General features: G+C 62.1%; 14 protein-coding genes. 9 read left to right on the top strand and 5 right to left on the bottom strand.

Annotation, left to right across the window (positions count from 1 at the left end; genetic code table 11):
- Positions 1–8 precede the first annotated feature (8 nt).
- Complete coding sequence (locus tag F6X24_RS05800) at positions 9–773, bottom strand: alpha/beta fold hydrolase (RefSeq protein ID WP_151087111.1); 765 nt, start codon at positions 771–773, stop codon at positions 9–11.
- 359 nt (positions 774–1,132) lie between these two features.
- On the opposite strand from F6X24_RS05800, the gene F6X24_RS05795 reads away from it, so the two are divergent.
- The 8 genes from F6X24_RS05795 to F6X24_RS05765 all read left to right on the top strand — a co-directional run bounded on the left by F6X24_RS05795 (position 1,133) and on the right by F6X24_RS05765 (position 8,431).
- Positions 1,133–2,506: a DUF389 domain-containing protein gene (locus tag F6X24_RS05795; RefSeq protein WP_151087110.1), complete on the top strand. Its 1,374-nt coding sequence runs from the start codon at positions 1,133–1,135 to the stop codon at positions 2,504–2,506.
- Between the two features lie 139 nt (positions 2,507–2,645).
- Positions 2,646–3,359: a hypothetical protein gene (locus F6X24_RS19100; RefSeq protein WP_229725381.1), complete on the top strand. Its 714-nt coding sequence runs from the start codon at positions 2,646–2,648 to the stop codon at positions 3,357–3,359.
- A complete protein-coding gene (locus F6X24_RS19095; protein ID WP_229725379.1) occupies positions 3,314–3,928 on the top strand; it encodes a PQQ-dependent sugar dehydrogenase in 615 nt (204 codons plus the stop codon). The genes F6X24_RS19100 and F6X24_RS19095 overlap by 46 nt, the downstream gene beginning before the upstream one ends.
- Positions 3,928–4,380, top strand: a complete 453-nt coding sequence (locus F6X24_RS05785; RefSeq protein WP_151087109.1) for a c-type cytochrome — start codon at positions 3,928–3,930, stop codon at positions 4,378–4,380. Before F6X24_RS19095 ends, F6X24_RS05785 begins: the two co-directional genes overlap by 1 nt.
- Before the next feature lie 97 nt (positions 4,381–4,477).
- A complete protein-coding gene (locus tag F6X24_RS05780) occupies positions 4,478–5,557 on the top strand; it encodes an AAA family ATPase (RefSeq protein WP_151087108.1) in 1,080 nt (359 codons plus the stop codon).
- Positions 5,554–6,084, top strand: a complete 531-nt coding sequence (locus F6X24_RS05775; protein WP_151087107.1) for a hypothetical protein — start codon at positions 5,554–5,556, stop codon at positions 6,082–6,084. Before F6X24_RS05780 ends, F6X24_RS05775 begins: the two co-directional genes overlap by 4 nt.
- 71 nt (positions 6,085–6,155) lie before the next feature.
- On the top strand, positions 6,156–7,037 hold the full coding sequence (locus F6X24_RS05770) for a pirin family protein (RefSeq protein WP_151087106.1): 882 nt from the start codon (positions 6,156–6,158) through the stop codon (positions 7,035–7,037).
- Between the two features lie 227 nt (positions 7,038–7,264).
- The gene (locus tag F6X24_RS05765) at positions 7,265–8,431 is read left to right on the top strand and encodes a Gfo/Idh/MocA family protein (protein WP_151087105.1); all 1,167 of its coding nucleotides are present in this window, start codon (positions 7,265–7,267) and stop codon (positions 8,429–8,431) included.
- Here the strand turns inward: F6X24_RS05765 and F6X24_RS05760 are convergent.
- Complete coding sequence (locus F6X24_RS05760) at positions 8,428–8,991, bottom strand: DUF4136 domain-containing protein (protein ID WP_151087104.1); 564 nt, start codon at positions 8,989–8,991, stop codon at positions 8,428–8,430. The genes F6X24_RS05765 and F6X24_RS05760 overlap by 4 nt on opposite strands.
- A gap of 129 nt (positions 8,992–9,120) precedes the next feature.
- A complete protein-coding gene (locus F6X24_RS05755; RefSeq protein ID WP_151087103.1) occupies positions 9,121–9,981 on the bottom strand; it encodes an aldo/keto reductase in 861 nt (286 codons plus the stop codon).
- A gap of 659 nt (positions 9,982–10,640) precedes the next feature.
- On the opposite strand from F6X24_RS05755, the gene F6X24_RS05750 reads away from it, so the two are divergent.
- Positions 10,641–13,571 carry an RCC1 domain-containing protein gene (locus tag F6X24_RS05750; RefSeq protein ID WP_151087102.1) on the top strand — a complete coding sequence of 977 codons (2,931 nt, stop codon included), beginning with the start codon at positions 10,641–10,643 and terminating at the stop codon, positions 13,569–13,571.
- A 445-nt stretch (positions 13,572–14,016) separates the two neighbouring features.
- Here F6X24_RS05750 and F6X24_RS05745 read toward each other — a convergent pair whose 3' ends face one another.
- Both F6X24_RS05745 and dxs read right to left on the bottom strand, forming a co-directional pair.
- A complete protein-coding gene (locus tag F6X24_RS05745) occupies positions 14,017–14,601 on the bottom strand; it encodes a hypothetical protein (RefSeq protein ID WP_151087101.1) in 585 nt (194 codons plus the stop codon).
- A gap of 116 nt (positions 14,602–14,717) precedes the next feature.
- Positions 14,718–16,658, bottom strand: a complete 1,941-nt coding sequence (gene dxs / locus F6X24_RS05740; protein ID WP_151087100.1) for a 1-deoxy-D-xylulose-5-phosphate synthase — start codon at positions 16,656–16,658, stop codon at positions 14,718–14,720.
- Between the last annotated feature and the right edge of the window lie 220 nt (positions 16,659–16,878).

Here is a 16,878-nt window from a genome sequence, read left to right as displayed (position 1 = left end):
CACCTCCTTCACGCTGCAAAAACCGCCCCGGCCAGCGCCAGCACGGCCTGGCGGGTGGCCTCGGGCTGCTCCAGGTACGCCTGGTGGCCGCTGCCTTCCAGGAAGAGCGCCGCGCCCGTGGGCGCCAGCGCCGCTTGCGCAATAGAGTCGGCCAGAGGCACGGCCACGTCGTGCCTGCCAGCCACCAGCAGCACCGGAAAATGGGCCGTACGCAGCACGGCCGTGCGGTCGGGGCGGGCGGCCATGCCGCGCAGCGCTCCGGCAATAGTTGCTCCGGGCGTGGCCTTGCCAATGTCTTCGAGCAGGGCCAGGGCTTCGGGCAGGCGGTCGCGGTTGGCGGGGGCGAAGAGCGGGCGCACGAAGCTGTCCATAAACTTTTCAAGGCCGTGGCGCTCCACGAAGCCGATGTTTTTCTCGCGGTTCTGGCGCTTCTCGTCGGTGTCGGCGTAGGCCGTGGAGTTGAGGAGAGCCAGGCCGGCCACGCGGTCGGGGTAGCGCTCGGCCAGGGCCAGGGCCACGTAGCCGCCCATGCTGTGGCCCACCACCAGCACCGGGCCGGGGCAGCCTTTCTGGTCGAGGTAGCTGACTACGTAGCGCGCCTGGGCTTCCATGCTGAAGTCGGACACGGCGGCACGGTTGGTGCCGTGGCCCAGCAGATTGGGCGTGAGCAGGCGGTAGCCGGCCGGAAAAGGCCGGGTGAATTCCGTCCAGACCTCGCGGCTTTCGCCGAAGCCGTGCAGGAACAGGATGGTGGGCGGCGGAGCAGTAGACATAGCAATACTACCTTGCGAGCGGCAAGACTTGAGGCCAAAACTACGGTATGATTTCACGGCAGCGCTACCCGTTACTATTCGCCATTGGGCTGGGGCTGGTTTATGCGCTGGTTACCCACTGGCTATTTGACCCAGGCCATATTTACCAGCTCTTCGCTAACACCCCCTAAGCCTGGCCTTTCTGGCCGTAATTTCCCCGGGGCCTGAGGGCCGTTTCTGGCCGTGCTTAGCTTAGGCTTCATTATAAGCGAGCTTCGGCAGCGCATTTTGCCGGTGCTGAATCACCGCGGTGAAGTACGGAGCTAAGCGCGGCCCCGCGCAAGCCCCCATTTTCACCTGCCTCGTGGCATCGTTCCTATATGCTTGCTACCCTGCTGCGCTTTCTGCACAAACGCTTTCTGCTGACCGAAGACATGGCCGACCCGGCCGAGATTCGGACCTACGTGGAGACAGGTATTCCGTTTCAGGGCACCAACCTGTGGGTACTGCTTTTCGCCATACTGGTGGCTTCGGTGGGGCTGAACGTGAACTCGACGGCCGTCATTATCGGGGCCATGCTCATCTCGCCGCTCATGGGGCCCATCGTGGGCATTGGCTACGGCGCGGCCACCATGGAGCAGGCCCTGATTCGGCGCGGCCTCAAGAGCCTGCTCACGGCCACGGTACTGAGCCTGGTGGTGTCGGCGCTTTACTTTCGCCTCACGCCCCTTACCGACGCCGGCTCCGAGCTGCTGGCCCGCACCCAGCCCTCTACCTGGGATGTGCTCATCGCCTTGTTTGGCGGAGCCGCCGGGGCGGTAGGCCTTACCCGGCGCGAGCACAGCAACGTGATTCCGGGCGTGGCCATTGCCACGGCGCTCATGCCGCCGCTATGCACAGCCGGCTACGGGCTGGCCACCGCGCACTGGGCCTACGCCGGCGGCGCACTGTACTTATTTTCAATTAACTGCGTATTCATCAGCCTGTCTACTTTCCTGGTAGTGCGCATTCTGCCAGTACCCCGGCACACGTTTGACAGCCCGCGGCGCACCCGGCGCGTGCGGGTCATCATCTGGGGGCTGGCCCTGCTCACGGCCGCACCCAGCGTGTACCTGGCTGTTGGCATTGTGCGCGATGACACTTTCACCCACAACGCCGAGCGCTTTGTGGACGAGCAGCTGAATCAGCCCGGCACCTACGTGGTCACGAGCCGCATCTTGCCCGGCCCGCGCACCATCAACGTACTGCTGGCCGGCCAGCACCTCACGCTTGGCCAGCTCCGCGCCGCCCGTGCCCGGCTGGCCACCTACCGCCTGCAAGGCGTGCAGCTTACGGTGCGCCAGGGCCTGGCACGCGTCGACTCGGCCGATGCGCAGGCCATGCGCTCCAGCCTGCTCGAAGACCTGCGCAGCCGTAATGAGCACACCCTGCTGACCTACGAGAGCCGCCTGGCCCAGCTGCAACAGCTGCTGGCCAACCGGCCCGATACCCTGGCACCCCGCCTGCCAGCCGCCGCCACGCTGCTGCGCGAGGTGCAGGCTCAGCACCCAACCGTGCGCCAGCTGGGCCTGAGCTACCTGGTGCGGCCGGCCGCCGACTCGCTGCGCGCCGACACCACCGTGGTGGTGGCCCTGGGGGTGCGCCACCCACTGCCTGCCCCCGAGCAGCAGCGCCTGGCCGCCTGGCTGCGCGTGCGGCTCGGGGGCCGCCAGCCCGTGCAGCTGCTGACCACCCCCGAGCCGCCGGCCCATTAGCCCGCCCGCTGGCGCAACCCGCCGCACCTTTACTTGACTTTTACCGAAAAGTGGGGTCAGGCCCAACCTTCTCCCACTAGTTGCAGTTGGGGGAAGTGCTGACTGCAAGCTTTTCTTCAATCCTTTATCTCCTCGCCTTATGCGTTTCTTTTCTCCCCGCTACCTGCTGGCCGTGCCTGCTCTGGCCGGCAGCCTGGCGCTGCTCGCCAGCCAGACCAACGTCACGGTAGCCCCCGACCCCGACAATGCCGGCCTGAAGCTGCCCGCCGGCTTCGGCGCCCTCAAAGTGGCCGAAACCGGCGGCCGGGCCCGCCACATCGCCGTCACGCCCCAGGGAATTATATATGTAAAGCTGAATAAAGTAAAAGACGGTAAAGGCATCCTGGAGCTACGACCCCAGGCCAATGGCAAAGCCACCGTGACGGGCGGCTTCGGAGACTACGGCGGCACGGGCATGTACGAGAAAAACGGCTACCTCTACGCCTCGTCCGACCACGCCGTGTACCGCTACAAGCTCGACGCCAAGGGCGAAGTGACCGACCCCACCAAGCCCGAGCTGCTGGTGCGCGGCCTGAAAGTGGGCAGCCAGCACGAGTCGAAATCCATCGTGCTCGATAACGCCGACAACCTCTACGTCAACATCGGCGCCTACGCCAACGCCTGCCAGGAGCAGGACCGCACGCGCGGCTCGAAGGGTATTCCGAACTGCCCCATTCTGGACTCGGCCGGGGCATCTGGCAGTTTAAGGCCGATAAGCTCAACCAGCGCTACCCCGATGGCATCCGCTACGCCACCGGCCTGCGCAACGTGGTGGGCCTGGATTGGAATTCGCAGGACAACCAGCTCTTCGTGATGCAGCACGGCCGCGACCAGCTCTCCGATAACTGGCCCCAGTTCTACACCGAAAAGCAATCAGCCCAGCTGCCTGCCGAGTGCCTGTACGCTCTCAAGAAAGGCGACAACGCCGGCTGGCCCTACCTCTACTACGACCAGCTGCAACACAAGAAGATGCAGGGCCCCGAGTACGGCGGCGATGGCAAAAAAGAGGCTACCGGCAACTACATCGACCCGGCGGCGGCCTACCCTGGCCACATGGCGCCCGATGGGCTGCTCTTCTACACCGGCACGATGTTCCCGGCCAAGTACCGCAACGGCGCCTTCATCGCCTTCCACGGCTCCTGGAACCGTGCGCCCGAGCCGCAGGCCGGCTACTACGTGGTTTTTCAGCCGTTTAAGGATGGCAAGCCCAGCGGGCAGTGGGAAGTATTTGCCGATAACTTCTCGGGCTCGGCGGAGAAAACGGCCAGCGGCCGCGCCGACCACCGCCCCTGCGGCCTCGCCCAGGGTCCCGATGGCTCTCTTTACGTGAGCGACGACCAGAAAGGCACCATCTACCGCATCGTGTATACCGCTAAGAAATAATGACTTTCAAATCAGCTTTCCTGGCGCTAGCCTTGGCCGGCGGCGTGCTCTCGCTGCAAGCCCAGCACCGCCCGGCCCCGAAGAAAACCAGCACCAAAGCCAATCCGGCAATGGCCGCGTCTCTCACACGTGGCGCGGTGGTGTATAAGAACGTGTGCATCACCTGCCACATGGCCGATGGCGGCGGCGTACCCAACATGAACCCACCGCTCAGCAAAACCAGCTACGTGCTCGGCGACAAGGCCAAGCTGGCCCACATCGTGCTCGCCGGCCTGGCCGAGCCCATCGAAATCGACGGCAACGACTACAAGCAGCACATGCCCGCCCAGAACTACCTCACCGACCAGCAGATAGCCGACGTGCTCACCTACGTGCGCAACAACTTCGGCAACAAAGCCAGCGCCGTGCAGGTGGCCGACGTGAAAGCCGTGCGCGCCACGCTGCCCAAATAACTTATTTTTCGAATATTTACGCGGCGGCTCCGGCAACGGGGCCGCCGCGTTGTAGTTTTGGGCCTATTAACTAATTATCAACCTAAATTGATTCCTGATGCTTGAGAAAATCACAATCCGCAATTTTCTCCGCCTATCGGAATTTCATTTATCCAACGTAGGCAATATTAATTTAATTATTGGGGAGAACGATACGGGTAAAACGGGTGTGCTTCGACTATTATATGCGGCTAGCAAATCACTAGAAATTGTTAGTCGTAGTCGTTACGCAACCACTAAATCACCACTTTTCAAAAATACTTTCAGTGAAAAGCTCGATACCGTTTTTCAGCCTCGCGTTACCACTGGCATTGGTTCTCTTGTAACCAAAGGAAGTAAGGAGAAGCTTAGCTTAGAGCTAACTTTTAGTACAGTTGATGGACTTAAGCCACACTTAGTCGCTTCGTTCACAGAGTCGGCGCGTACTACTGTAGCTGATGTCAATGAGCATTTGGAATTGGCTGATGCTAGTTTCAATGCCCTTTTCATACCGGCTAAAGAAGTCTTAACTGCCTTCCGAGCTATTCGGTTCACCCGTGACCCAAACGATTTATTAGGATTTGATGACACTTACCTCGACTTAATCAATAGCCTAGATGTGCCAACTGGTCGGGGTGACTATGCCCAGGCATTGAAGCGCGTTAATACTGCATTAGAAGAATTATTTAGTGGTGAAATCCGTCAAACTGAAAAAGAGGAGAGGTTCGTTTTTTTCAAGGGCAAACAGGAATTCCCAATGGCTCTCACGGCAGAAGGCATCAAGAAAATTGGTATCTTGACTACGCTCATCCGCAACCGCCAGCTTCATAAAGGCACCATTCTATTTTTAGACGAACCCGAAACTGCTCTTCACCCTAAAGCCATCCGCGCCCTAATGGGTATGCTGGTAAACTTGGCAGAAGCTGGCGTACAGATATTCCTCACTTCGCATAATTACTTCGTGGCCAAACAACTTGTCATTTGTGCTCAGCAAAATCCTAAGCTTAGTATGCAATGCTGTTCGCTAGTACCACAAGCTACAGATGGCCTAGTACAACCTATGTTTTCTGATTTACGGGATGGCTTACCGGCTAATCCTATTGTAGATGCGGCGCTTGAAATGTTTGACCAGGAAATAGCTGCCGCACTGAGCAAATGAAACAAAATTTCACCATGCCATTTACCGAGTCAGCGATTACGCTTGACCTGACCGGCTATGAATATTTTGCTTTTGAAAATTGTGTTGGCTACCAACGCCGCTCTGCTCATAACCTAGGTGAAATGGATATAGGCTGGTATGAGCCTAGCAACCAACATCTTTACATCGCTGAGCTAAAGGACTATTCTGTTTGGCTGCAAGCCACCGAACCTAAACTAGGCAACCGGGCGGTTGATTTATTTCATAAATCTCTATCGGTCATTGCGATGCTTACTGCCGTGCGTACTGCCCTCGCCTCTAGCCTAGATATTGACGCATGTTTACCACCATCTTGGCCGCGGTCTAACCCTGCACACTTAATTCATATAATCCACTGTGCGCCAGCCGACGAAATAAAATTATCATTCGTAAATGACAAGCTTAAGGAGATTATGCGCCCCCAGTATCTAGAGCTTTTCAATATTGTTAATTGCCTTGTAATCTCTCATCGACAGGCGAAGACTGCGTTCCCGGACATCATTAGCTAGCGTAGCACACCATAACCTTTCGCCCCGCCCCGGCTTATAAAACCTGCACTCACCCCGCATTTTATCTGCTAATGGCCGCTCCCTCCTTCCGCCGCGTTTTCCAGGTTATTGATGGCAACAAAAAAGCCGTTGGCGACGGCTTCGACGTGACCAGCCCCATGCCGGGGCCGCGCATCCGGCAGCTGAGCCCGTATTTGCTTATCGACCACATCGGGCCGATGCAGATTGCGCCCACCGACACGCCGCTGGGCTCGCCGCCCCATCCGCACCGGGGCTTCGAAACGGTGACCGTGGTGTACGATGGCTACCTCGCTCACCGCGACACAGCCGGCCACGATGGCACCATCGGCCCCGGCGACGTGCAGTGGATGACCGCCGGCGCCGGCCTGCGCCACGCCGAAATGTACGACCGCGACTTTGCCCGGCGCGGCGGCACCCTCGAATTGTTGCAGCTGTGGGTGAATATGCCGAAAGCCGATAAGCTGGTAGCACCCAAGTACCAGGAGCTGCGGGCGGCCCGCATTCCGAGCGTGCCGGTGCCGGGCGGCCAGGGCAGCATCCGCGTTATTGCGGGCAGCTATGGTGGGGCGACTGGGCCAGCCAGTACGTTTTCGCCCCTCACGCTTCTCGATTTGCAGCTGAGGAAAGCCGATGACTTCGTGCTGACGCTGCCCGCCGCCTACAACGTGGGCCTCTACGTGGTGCGCGGCGCGGTGCTGGTCAACGGCGACCGGCCCGCCCACACCCACCAGCTCGTGGTGCTGGGCTGGAACTCGGCCGACGTGCAGCTCACGGCCACTGAAGACAGCCTCGTGCTGGTGCTGGCCGGCGCGCCCATCGAAGAGCCGCTGGCTACCTACGGGCCGTTCGTGATGAATACCAATGAGGAGCTGATGGCGGCCATTGCCGACTTCGAGAGCGGCAATATGGGCAAGTTTCCGGAGGACGAGTAAAGGCGTTTTCACTCGGCCTACGCGTAATCAATAATGAAAAAAGAACGTCATGCTGAGCTTGTCGAAGCATCTCTACCGCACCGCTTCCAATGACGCGATAGAGATGCTTCGACAAGCTCAGCATGACGCTTTTTTTAATGGCTGATAATTATAACCCGCCCAACTAAGCCCGACGTAACCTGCTCACCAGGCCAGCGGTATGCTGAAAGACCCTTTCTCTTTTCCGCATGACTACCGACCGGCTGACTTCTGCTTCTTCCCGCCGCGATTTCCTGCGCAGGCTCTCGCTCGGCGCGGGCGCTACGCTGGCCGGCACTTCAGTGCTGGCCAGCCCGCTCACTTGGCTGGCGCCCTACCGCAAGCTGGGGGTGGCGCTGGTGGGCCTGGGCAACTACAGCACCGGCGAGCTGGCCCCGGCCTTGCAGCAAACCAAGTACTGCCAGCTGGCGGGCGTGGTTACGGGCTCGCCGGCCAAGGCGGCGCAGTGGCAGAAGCAGTACGGTATTCCGGCCAAAAACTGCTACGACTACCAGACCTTCGACCGCATGATTGACAACCCGGCCATCGACATTGTGTACGTGGTGCTGCCCAATGCCTTGCACGCCGAGTACGTGGTGCGGGCGGCGCAGGCCGGCAAGCACGTCATCTGCGAAAAGCCAATGGCGACCTCAGTGGCCGATGCCCGGCGCATGATTGCGGCGATGGAAAAGGCCGGCAAGAAATTCAGCATCGGCTACCGGCTGCACTTCGAGCCGCACAACCAGGCCATGATGCGCCTGGGCCAGACGCAGGCGTATGGCAACATCACCCGCCTGGCGGCCGACAACGGCTTCAAATTCAACAACGGCACACCCTGGCGGGTAAATAAAAAACTTAGCGGCGGCGGCCCGCTCATGGACATGGGCATCTACTGCCTGCAAGGCTGTCTCTATACCAAAGGCCAGGTGCCGGTTTCGGTCACGGCGAAGTTCACTCCCGAAACCGGCACCGGCTACTTCAAAGAAGTGGAGGCCGGCGTGAGCTGGCAGATGCGGTTCGCCGATGGCACGGTGGCCGACTGCCGCACCAGCTACACCGAAAACATGCAAGGCCGCCTGCGGGCCGACGCGGCGAATGGGTGGTTTGAGCTGGAGCCCGCCTTCGGCTATGGCGGACTAGCTGGCCGCACCAGCAAGAATGATGGGCTGCTCAACCTACCCAACATCAACCAGCAGGCCGCCCAGCTGGACGATTTTGCCCAGTGTGTATTGCTGAACAAGCCCACCCGCGTGCCCGGCCAGATGGGCCTGCGCGACGTGCAGCTGCTCGAAGCTATCTACCGCGCTGCCGAAACCGGCCATTCGGTTTCAACCAAAGACGTGGTGCAGCTCATCGACCGCACCAACACCCACTAGCGCGTCGGCACCGGAAACTTCCTGAACAGCTCGGCCACGCCCTCGTCAATCTGCCGCGCCGACTTGCTGGTGTTGCGCGAGAGCACGCGGGTGGTAGTGCCCTGCCACACCTGCTCTTTGCGGGCGGCATCCACCAGCTCGATGGTGGCGGTGCCTTCCTGGTACTGGCCCGTCACGACTTCCTGCGCCTGCCAGTGGTAGTTGCGCTGGCCGATGTACTGCGGAGCTCCGTCGGTGCGGAAGTCAGTTTGTCGGGTCTGGTCTTTCTGCTGGGTTACGATGCCAATATTCACCCACAGGTCGGGCTGGGCAGCCCGCCGAAAGCCCCGGCTTTCCAGCTCGTGCGCCACGGCCCGCTTTAAATCAAAAATACCCGAGCCCGAATGCTGAAAAGCAGAATCGTTGCGGGCCGTTTCGTCCATAAAATTGTACGTCTGGTAACTCGCCAGATTAACGCCTGTTTTCTGGTCGGTCTGCGTCAGCTGCTCGGCCGAGCAGGCGCCGAGGCCCAGCGCCAACGCCAGCAAGGGCATTTTAAGAAACTTTGGGAGCGTACGCATAGCAGCTTGCCTAAGAGGAATGACAAAAGCCGAGCAACATAGTTTTTAGTGAATATTCAGCCAATGCCTCATCTATTCAACAAACCCTATGTTGCCCGGCTTTCTCTAACGCGCATCGGCGCTTTGGCGTTACGCCGCCTTTAGCTTGTCGAGGGCCGCCATGTCTTCGGCCGAAAGCTGAATATCAGCAGTTTTCATATTCTCTTCCAGATGTTTCACCTTTGAGGTGCCGGGAATGAGCAGGATATTGGGCGAGTAGTGCAGCAGCCAGCTCAGGGCAATCTGTTGCTGAGTAGCACCGTGCTTTTGGGCTACGTGGTCGAGCGCGGCCAGGGCCTCGGCGTTGCCGCCCGCCAGCGGAAACCACGGAATGAAGGCCATATGCTGCTCGCGGGTGTAGTCGAGCACGGCTTCCCACTTGCGGTTGTCGACGCTGTACATATTCTGCACCGACACGATTTCGACGAACTCCCGCGCTTTCTTAATCTGGTCCACATCGACTTCCGAGAGGCCAATGTGTTTAATCAAGCCGTCTTTCTGAGCCTTTTGCAGGAAGCGCAGCGTATCCTCAAACGGCACCTTGGGGTCGACGCGGTGCAGCTGGTATAAGTCAATCTGGTCGAGCTTGAGGCGCTTGAGGCTGCCGTGCAGCACTTCTTCGAGGTGCTTGGGGCTGGCATCCATTGGCCATTGGTCGGGGCCGGTGCGCAGCAGCCCGCCCTTGGTACCGATAACCAGGCCCTGCCGGTAAGGATGCAGCGCCTCGGCAATCAATTCTTCCGACACGTTCGGACCGTAGCTATCGGCAGTGTCGATAAAATTCACGCCCAGTTCCACGGCGCGTTTCAGCACCCGGATAGACTCGTCGTGGTCCTGGGGTGGGCCCCAGATACCTTTGCCGGTGATGCGCATGGCCCCGTAGCCGAGGCGGTTCACAGTAAGGTCGCCGCCAATGGTGAACGTGGCGGGGTAAGCAGTGGTAGTAGCCATTAGTGGAAAAGGAAGTAAGTATGAACGCCACCAGCCGGCCGAGGCCCCGCTGGTGGCGTTCAGTAAGACAATTCCAATCGGGCTATTGTTTGGCCTGGCAGCCGGGCAGCCAGCTTCAGCAGAGGCCAGGGGTATGGTCCCGGAGGATGGTGGGGACGCGAATAAAGTTACCAGGATTTTTTCGCCATTCAGCATAAACAGTTTCGTTGGGGGCAGGTAGGAGGCCTTGTTCTGCCGACGGCCGCCGCTGGTGCGCCGAGCCGGCGGCTGACCGGTCAGTGCCGACACTCCTGCAAAACAACCTCTTTATGTGCTGGCGCCGGGTAAGACCGGGGTAGCCCTGTGCCCTGTCATTCCGCATCGCCCCCGCCTTTGGGGAAGCGCAGGCTCCAGTGGGGATGCCCTACCCGGATACCGCTACGCCCAGCCTGGATTTTACGGTGTTCTTGATGACATCTTTAGAGTCCGCGCGTCTAGGCCATCGCATGTTTATGCGATACCGCCGCGCTGAAAGGGCCGGTACCTTTGTCGGGTTGTTAGGTGGGAAGCGTGATTTCGGGGCCGGGCGCCGACCCCGTTGCGCTTTTCCGCGCACCTGAAGCACCCGGCCACCCCCTAAGCCAGGCACTTGCTCCTTATCCACCACTACTGTACGCTTTATGACTACTTTCTCTTGCTGGCTTGTCGCAACGTTGCGCCAATGTTTTCTTGGCCGGCCGGTTGGGCTAGCGGTACTGCTGCTGGTATCCCTGGTCAGCCAGGCCGGACTGCCGTCGGCCCGCCGCCTGCCGCCCAACGGCCAGCTTGCCGCAGGCAGCGCCCACTCGCTGCTGGTGAGGCCTGATGGCAGCCTCTATGCCTGGGGCGCCAACGGCAGCGGCCAGCTCGGCAATGGCAGCACCACCACCAGCAGCACGCCAGTGGCTGTGAGCTCGGGGGCTATGCCCACCGGCACCCGCCTGGTCCAAGTGGCGGCCGGCAAACTGTTTTCGCTGGCCCTGGCCGCCGATGGCACCGCCTACGCCTGGGGCGACAATGCCAGCGGCCAGCTAGGCAATAGCACCACAGCCTCCAGCCAGGTACCCGTGGCGGTGAGCTTGCCCACGGGCGGGCGCTTCGTGCAGGTAGCCGCCGGGCAGCTGCACGCCCTGGCCCTGGCCGCCGACGGCAGCCTCTACGCCTGGGGCGGCAACACCAGCGGCCAGCTCGGCAACGGCACCACGGCCCCGAGCACGATACCGGTGTCGGTGAGCCAGGGCGCCGCCCCGGCCGGCACTCGCTTTGTGCAGGTGGCGGCCGGGGCCACGCATTCGCTGGCCCTGGCCACCGATGGCACCCTCTACGCCTGGGGCGATAACACCAGCGGCCAGCTCGGCAACACCTCCAACACCAGCAGCAGTACGCCGGTGGCCGTGAGCCAGGGCGCCGCACCGGCTGGCACCCGCTTTGTGCAGGTGGCCGCCGGGCAGGGCTTCTCGCTGGCCCTGGCTGCCGACGGCACGGTCTATGCCTGGGGCCTGAACAGCGCTGGCCAGCTCGGCACCACTACCCCCGCTTCGAGCAACGCCCCGCTGGCGGCGGCCATGCCGGCCGGCACTCGCTTTGTGCAGGTGGCGGCCGGGGCCATGCATTCGCTGGCCCTAGCCGCCGACGGCAGCCTCTACGCCTGGGGCGACAACGCCAGCGGCCAGCTGGGCACCAACAACGCCCCCACCGGCAGCCCGGTGCCGGTGGCCGTGAGCCAGGGCGCCGCCCCGGCCGGTCTGCTCTTTGGGCAGGTGGCGGCCGGCAGCCAGGCCGCGCACTCGCTGGCGCTGGCGGCCGACGGCATGCCCTACGCCTGGGGAACCAACGGCAGCGGCCAGCTGGGCAGCGGCTCGACCACGCTGGCCACCACGCCGGTGGCGGTAGCCGGGCTGGTCCAGCCGCGCGGCTACGTGCAGGCCGCCGTGGGCAGCCGGCACACGGTGGCCGTGCAAGCCAGCGGCGTTCTGGGCGCCTGGGGCAGCAATACCCACGGCGAGTTGGGCAATGGCACCACCAACAGCACCGCCAATAGTACGCCCGTGGCCGTCGGGCAGGGCGCCATGCCTGCGGGCACGCGCCTGGTGCAGGTAGCGGCCGGCGACTTCACCACCATAGCCCTGTCCGCTAGCGGCACAGCCTACACCTGGGGCTATAATAACTTCGGCCAACTAGGTAACGGCAGTACCACCAGCAGCAGCACGCCGGGGGCAGTGAGCCAGGGGGCCATGCCCACGGGCACGCGCCTGGTACAGGTGGCGGCTGGTCCCTCGCACATGCTGGCGCTGGCCGCCGATGGCACGGCTTATGCCTGGGGCTCGAATAGTAGTGGCCAACTGGGCAACGGCACTACCACCACCAGCAGCACGCCGGTAGCCGTGAGCCTGCCGGCCGGTGTGCGCCTGGTGCAGGTGGCCGTCGGCAGCAGCTACTCGCTGGCCCTGGCCGCCGATGGCACCGCCTACGCCTGGGGCTTGAATAGTAGTGGCTACCTGGGCAACGGCAGCACCACTAGCAGTAGCACGCCCGTGGCCGTGAGCCAGGGGGCAATGCCCACGGGCACGCGCCTGGTGCAGATAGCGGCCGGCAACTACCACGCGGTGGCGCTGGCCGCCGATGGCACTACCTACGCCTGGGGCCAGAACATCTACGGCCAGCTGGGCAATGGCACCACCACCACCAGCACCACGCCAGTGGCCGTGAGTCAGGGGGCACTGCCGGCCGGCACCCGCCTGGTGCAGGTGATGGCCAACAACTACATTTCGCAGGCCCTGGCGGCCGATGGCAGGCTCTACACCTGGGGCTATAATACCTACGGCCAGCTGGGCATCAACTCAACAACCAATAGCACGACTCCGGCGGCCGAATACAGCGGCCTGACGCAGTGGCGTGGGCTGGCGGTGGGGCCGGGGGCCAACCACGCACTGGTGCTGGGCCAGAGCGCGGCGGTCTTTATGGCTGGTTACAACAGTCTTGGTCAGCTTGGTGATGGCACGACCACCAACTCACTGGTCTACATTCGCAACCAAGCCCCGCTGCCGGTGGTGCTTACCGCCTTCACGGCCACGGCCGCCGGGCCGGCGGCCGTGCGCCTGGCCTGGGCCACGGCTTCGGAGAAAAGTAGCGATTTCTTTGAGGTAGAGCGCAGCCCCGATGGCACCAGTTTCGCGCGCATCGGCACGTTGGCGGCCGCGGGCAGCAGCAGCAGCCCCCACCACTACGAGCTGCTTGATGCCGCTCTGCCCGCTGGCGCGGGCACCGCCTACTACCGCCTGCGGCAAGTAGATATCGATGGCACGCTCAGCTACTCGCCGGTGCGGGTAGTGACGCTGGCTGCCCAAGCCGGCCTGGCCCTGTACCCCAACCCGGCCACCGCGCCGGGGGCCACGCTCAGGGGCGCGCTGCCCGGCACGGTGGTGATGATGTACGACGCGCTGGGCCGCCTCGTGGCCTCGGCCCCGGCCGATGCGGCGGGCACGGCCGCGCTGGCGCTGCCGACCGGGCTGCCGGCCGGCGTGTACGTGGTGCGCGCCGGCGCTCATGCCCTGCGCCTGGCGGTAGAGTAGCCGCTGCGACCGGTTAACCAAAACTGCCACCGGCGGCGTGTAAAGCCGCAAGCAGGGCTCACCCTTGTGGCACTTAATGAAGCCTCTGGCCGCATGGCCAGAGGCTTTTTCGTGAATGTTATAATGTTATAAGAGGGGTACTTGCGCCATGCTTCCCCGTTGCAGCGGTCAATCTTTGTTGTGCGACACGCGCCAAACCCGGCAGAAGCAGACGCAGTAAGTTCAGGCCGCCTGTAGCTCGTCCGCGCGGTAGCAATCACAATAGCCGTTATCGAGGTAGTAGACGTTGATGCGGTGGACCAAGCCAGGGGGCTACCTTCGGGTGGGAGGTGCAGTACCGCTACCAGTTTGCACCTCCCGGCAACCCGCAAGGCAACTACCAACAGCGCCAATGGGGCTGGTTGGTACCCGGGTCGGTGTACGGCTGCAACGCTACCTGGCTGCTTCAGGGGTGGTTTGTCGAGGCAGGCTTGTCGGCACGCTCGTACACCTGCTTGCCCCCAAACATGCCTTCCCCGGTCAGCTGCACCAGGCCACGCTCGCGCGAAATCACGAATTCGCGCCAGAACTCATAGTCGCTGACGCCATAATAATCTTCCTGAAAAGCCAGCACGTACAACAGCTCGCCAGCGTCCGTGCGCTTTATTTCGCGCAGCTCAGTAGTTACGGTATTCCACTTGTGCGCCCAGCTGTAAGAAGATAAACACGTCCACTTGGTGCCGACGGCCGCGCCGAAGCGAAAGAAAGTGCCTTCCAGCCGCCCTGAGCCGAGGCTATCGAGCAAACGGGCCCGGCAAGCCGCTGGCACGAAGTCGTATACCACGAGGGGCATGAGCAGGCTATCGCCAGCCAGCCGCAACCGGAATGGCAGCGGGCCGCTTCCAGCAGGCTTTTTGCCCATCTTCTCTTCGAAGGCAGTATAGCTTTTCCCGTTCACTTGCGCCTCTTGCCGGGTAATGACCAGCGGGCTGAAACTCCCTCGAAAATGCGGACGACTACCTATCACCTTAAATCGGGTAACAGGTGCCATCTCCGGAAAAACCAACGGAGCAGCCTGCCCCCACGCTGCTCCGCAACTCATTCCGAGCAAAAGCCCAAGCCACCAGCGGCACTTGGGCTGTTGTAGGGTCGGGCAGGCTAGCGGCATTAGACCATTACGGACTCGCGGGCCACCACCTGGGCGCCCAGCTCGCGCACGGCCTGGGCAATACCCTCAGCATCGAACCCACACTCTTTATAGAGCTGGTCCTGGGTGCCGTGCTCCACCACGCGGTCGGGGATGCCGAGGCGGCGCACGGGCAGGTGCTGGCCGTGGTCGGCCAGAAACTCCAGTACTGCCGAGCCGAAGCCGCCTTGCAGGCAGCCATCTTCCACCGTTACAATGGCGCGGTAGCGGCGGGCCACGGCCAGCAGCATTTCCTCATCGAGCGGCTTGCAGAAGCGCAGGTCGTAGTGGCCCGCGCTGAGGCCTTCGGCGGCCAGCGCCTCGGTGGCCTTCACGGCATAGTTGCCGATGTGGCCGATGCTGAGGATGGCCACGCCGCCCGCCTCGCCTTCGCGCACCACGCGGCCCGTGCCGATGGCCACCCGCTGCAAGGGCGTGCGCCACTCGGGCATTACCCCTTCGCCACGCGGGTAGCGAATGCTGAACGGGCCGGCATTTTCGGGCAGTTGGGCCGTGTACATCAGGTTGCGCAGCTCCTGCTCATTCATGGGAGCCGACACCACGATGTTAGGGATGCAGCGCAGGTAAGCCAGGTCGTAGCAGCCGTGGTGGGTGGGGCCGTCGGCGCCGGCAAAGCCGGCGCGGTCGAGGCAGAACACCACGTGCAGATTTTGCAGCGCCACGTCGTGCACCACTTGGTCGTAGCCGCGCTGCATAAACGACGAGTAGATGTTGCAGAACGGCACCAGGCCCTGCGTAGCCAGGCCGGCCGAGAACGTCACGGCGTGCTGCTCGGCAATGCCCACGTCGAAGGCGCGCTCGGGCATGGCCGCCATCATAATGTTCAAGGACGAGCCGCTGGGCATGGCCGGCGTCACGCCCATTAGCTTATCGTTGGCCTGGGCCAGCTCGACGAGGGTATGACCGAACACGTCCTGGTACTTCGGTGGCTGGGGCTTATCAGGGGTTTTACTATATATTTCGCCCGTAATTTTATCAAACAAGCCCGGCGCGTGCCACAGCGTCTGGTCTTTCTCGGCCAGCGCGTAGCCTTTGCCCTTCACCGTTACGCAGTGCAGCAGCTTGGGGCCGGGAATACTTTTGAGGTCGTTGAGTACGGCTACCAGGTGCTGCACGTCGTGCCCGTCCACGGGCCCGAAGTAGCGGAAGTTCAGCGCCTCAAACAGGTTGCTTTGCTTGAGCAGCGTAGCCTTCATGGCGGCTTCTACCTTGCGGGCAATCTGCTGGGGGTTGGGGCCAAACTTGCTGAGCTTGCCCAGCACGTTCCAGAGCTCGTCGCGCACTTTGTTGTAGGTGCGCGAGGTCGTGATGTCGGTAAGATACTCCTTGAGCGCGCCCACGTTGGGGTCGATGCTCATGCAGTTGTCGTTGAGCACCACAATCATGTTGTTGCGAATAGCTCCAGCCTGGTTGAGCGCCTCAAAGCTCATGCCGGCCGTCATGGCGCCATCACCAATCACGGCAATGTGCTGGCGGTCAAACTCCTTTTTATAATCGGAAGCCACCGCCATGCCCAGCGCCGCCCCGATGCTGGTGCTGCTGTGGCCCACCCCAAAGGCGTCGTACTGGCTTTCCGACATTTTCGGGAAGCCCGACATGCCCCCGTAGCGGCGGTTGGTAGGAAAGCGGTCGCGCCGGCCGGTCAGGATTTTGTGGCCGTAGGCCTGGTGGCCCACGTCCCACACCAGCTGGTCGTAGGGGGTGTTAAAAACGTAGTGCAGGGCCACCGTGAGCTCGACCACGCCGAGCGAGGCGCCGAAGTGCCCGCCGTAGATGCTCACCGTGTCGATGATAAAGTCGCGCAGCTCGGTGCTTACCTGCACTAACTGCTCGGGGGCGAGCTTTTTAAGGTCGTCGGGCGAGGATATCGCCGCCAGGAGCGGGCCGGGTTCAATTATCATCGGGGCAGGCAGAAGAGAGAGCGCAGTAGCTAACCGCTAAGCAGGCTAAAAGATTGGCCCGCCGCCCCCAAAGGTACGACAAGGGTGCGCGGGCGGTTCTTACGGACCGACCTTTGCGCCAGCCTTTGGTCGGGATAATACTCGTTCTCGTCGGCGAATCAACAAAAACCGGCTGCCAGGTGCAACCATTTCTGGTTAATTACGCACTTTGGCCGTTATG

Source organism: Hymenobacter baengnokdamensis (genome assembly GCF_008728635.1).
Taxonomy (GTDB): domain Bacteria; phylum Bacteroidota; class Bacteroidia; order Cytophagales; family Hymenobacteraceae; genus Hymenobacter; species Hymenobacter baengnokdamensis.
Note: the sequence above shows the minus strand (reverse complement) of the source record. Positions and strands in the feature narration are given on the sequence as shown.

Coding starts and splice junctions, on each gene's coding strand:
- F6X24_RS05800 (WP_151087111.1), bottom strand. CDS start 773: ATGTCTACTGCTCCGCCGCCCACCATCCTGTTCCTGCACGGCTTCGGC.
- F6X24_RS05795 (WP_151087110.1), top strand. CDS start 1,133: ATGCTTGCTACCCTGCTGCGCTTTCTGCACAAACGCTTTCTGCTGACC.
- F6X24_RS19100 (WP_229725381.1), top strand. CDS start 2,646: ATGCGTTTCTTTTCTCCCCGCTACCTGCTGGCCGTGCCTGCTCTGGCC.
- F6X24_RS05785 (WP_151087109.1), top strand. CDS start 3,928: ATGACTTTCAAATCAGCTTTCCTGGCGCTAGCCTTGGCCGGCGGCGTG.
- F6X24_RS05780 (WP_151087108.1), top strand. CDS start 4,478: ATGCTTGAGAAAATCACAATCCGCAATTTTCTCCGCCTATCGGAATTT.
- F6X24_RS05775 (WP_151087107.1), top strand. CDS start 5,554: ATGAAACAAAATTTCACCATGCCATTTACCGAGTCAGCGATTACGCTT.
- F6X24_RS05770 (WP_151087106.1), top strand. CDS start 6,156: ATGGCCGCTCCCTCCTTCCGCCGCGTTTTCCAGGTTATTGATGGCAAC.
- F6X24_RS05765 (WP_151087105.1), top strand. CDS start 7,265: ATGACTACCGACCGGCTGACTTCTGCTTCTTCCCGCCGCGATTTCCTG.
- F6X24_RS05760 (WP_151087104.1), bottom strand. CDS start 8,991: ATGCGTACGCTCCCAAAGTTTCTTAAAATGCCCTTGCTGGCGTTGGCG.
- F6X24_RS05755 (WP_151087103.1), bottom strand. CDS start 9,981: ATGGCTACTACCACTGCTTACCCCGCCACGTTCACCATTGGCGGCGAC.
- F6X24_RS05750 (WP_151087102.1), top strand. CDS start 10,641: ATGACTACTTTCTCTTGCTGGCTTGTCGCAACGTTGCGCCAATGTTTT.
- F6X24_RS05745 (WP_151087101.1), bottom strand. CDS start 14,601: ATGGCACCTGTTACCCGATTTAAGGTGATAGGTAGTCGTCCGCATTTT.
- dxs (WP_151087100.1), bottom strand. CDS start 16,658: ATGATAATTGAACCCGGCCCGCTCCTGGCGGCGATATCCTCGCCCGAC.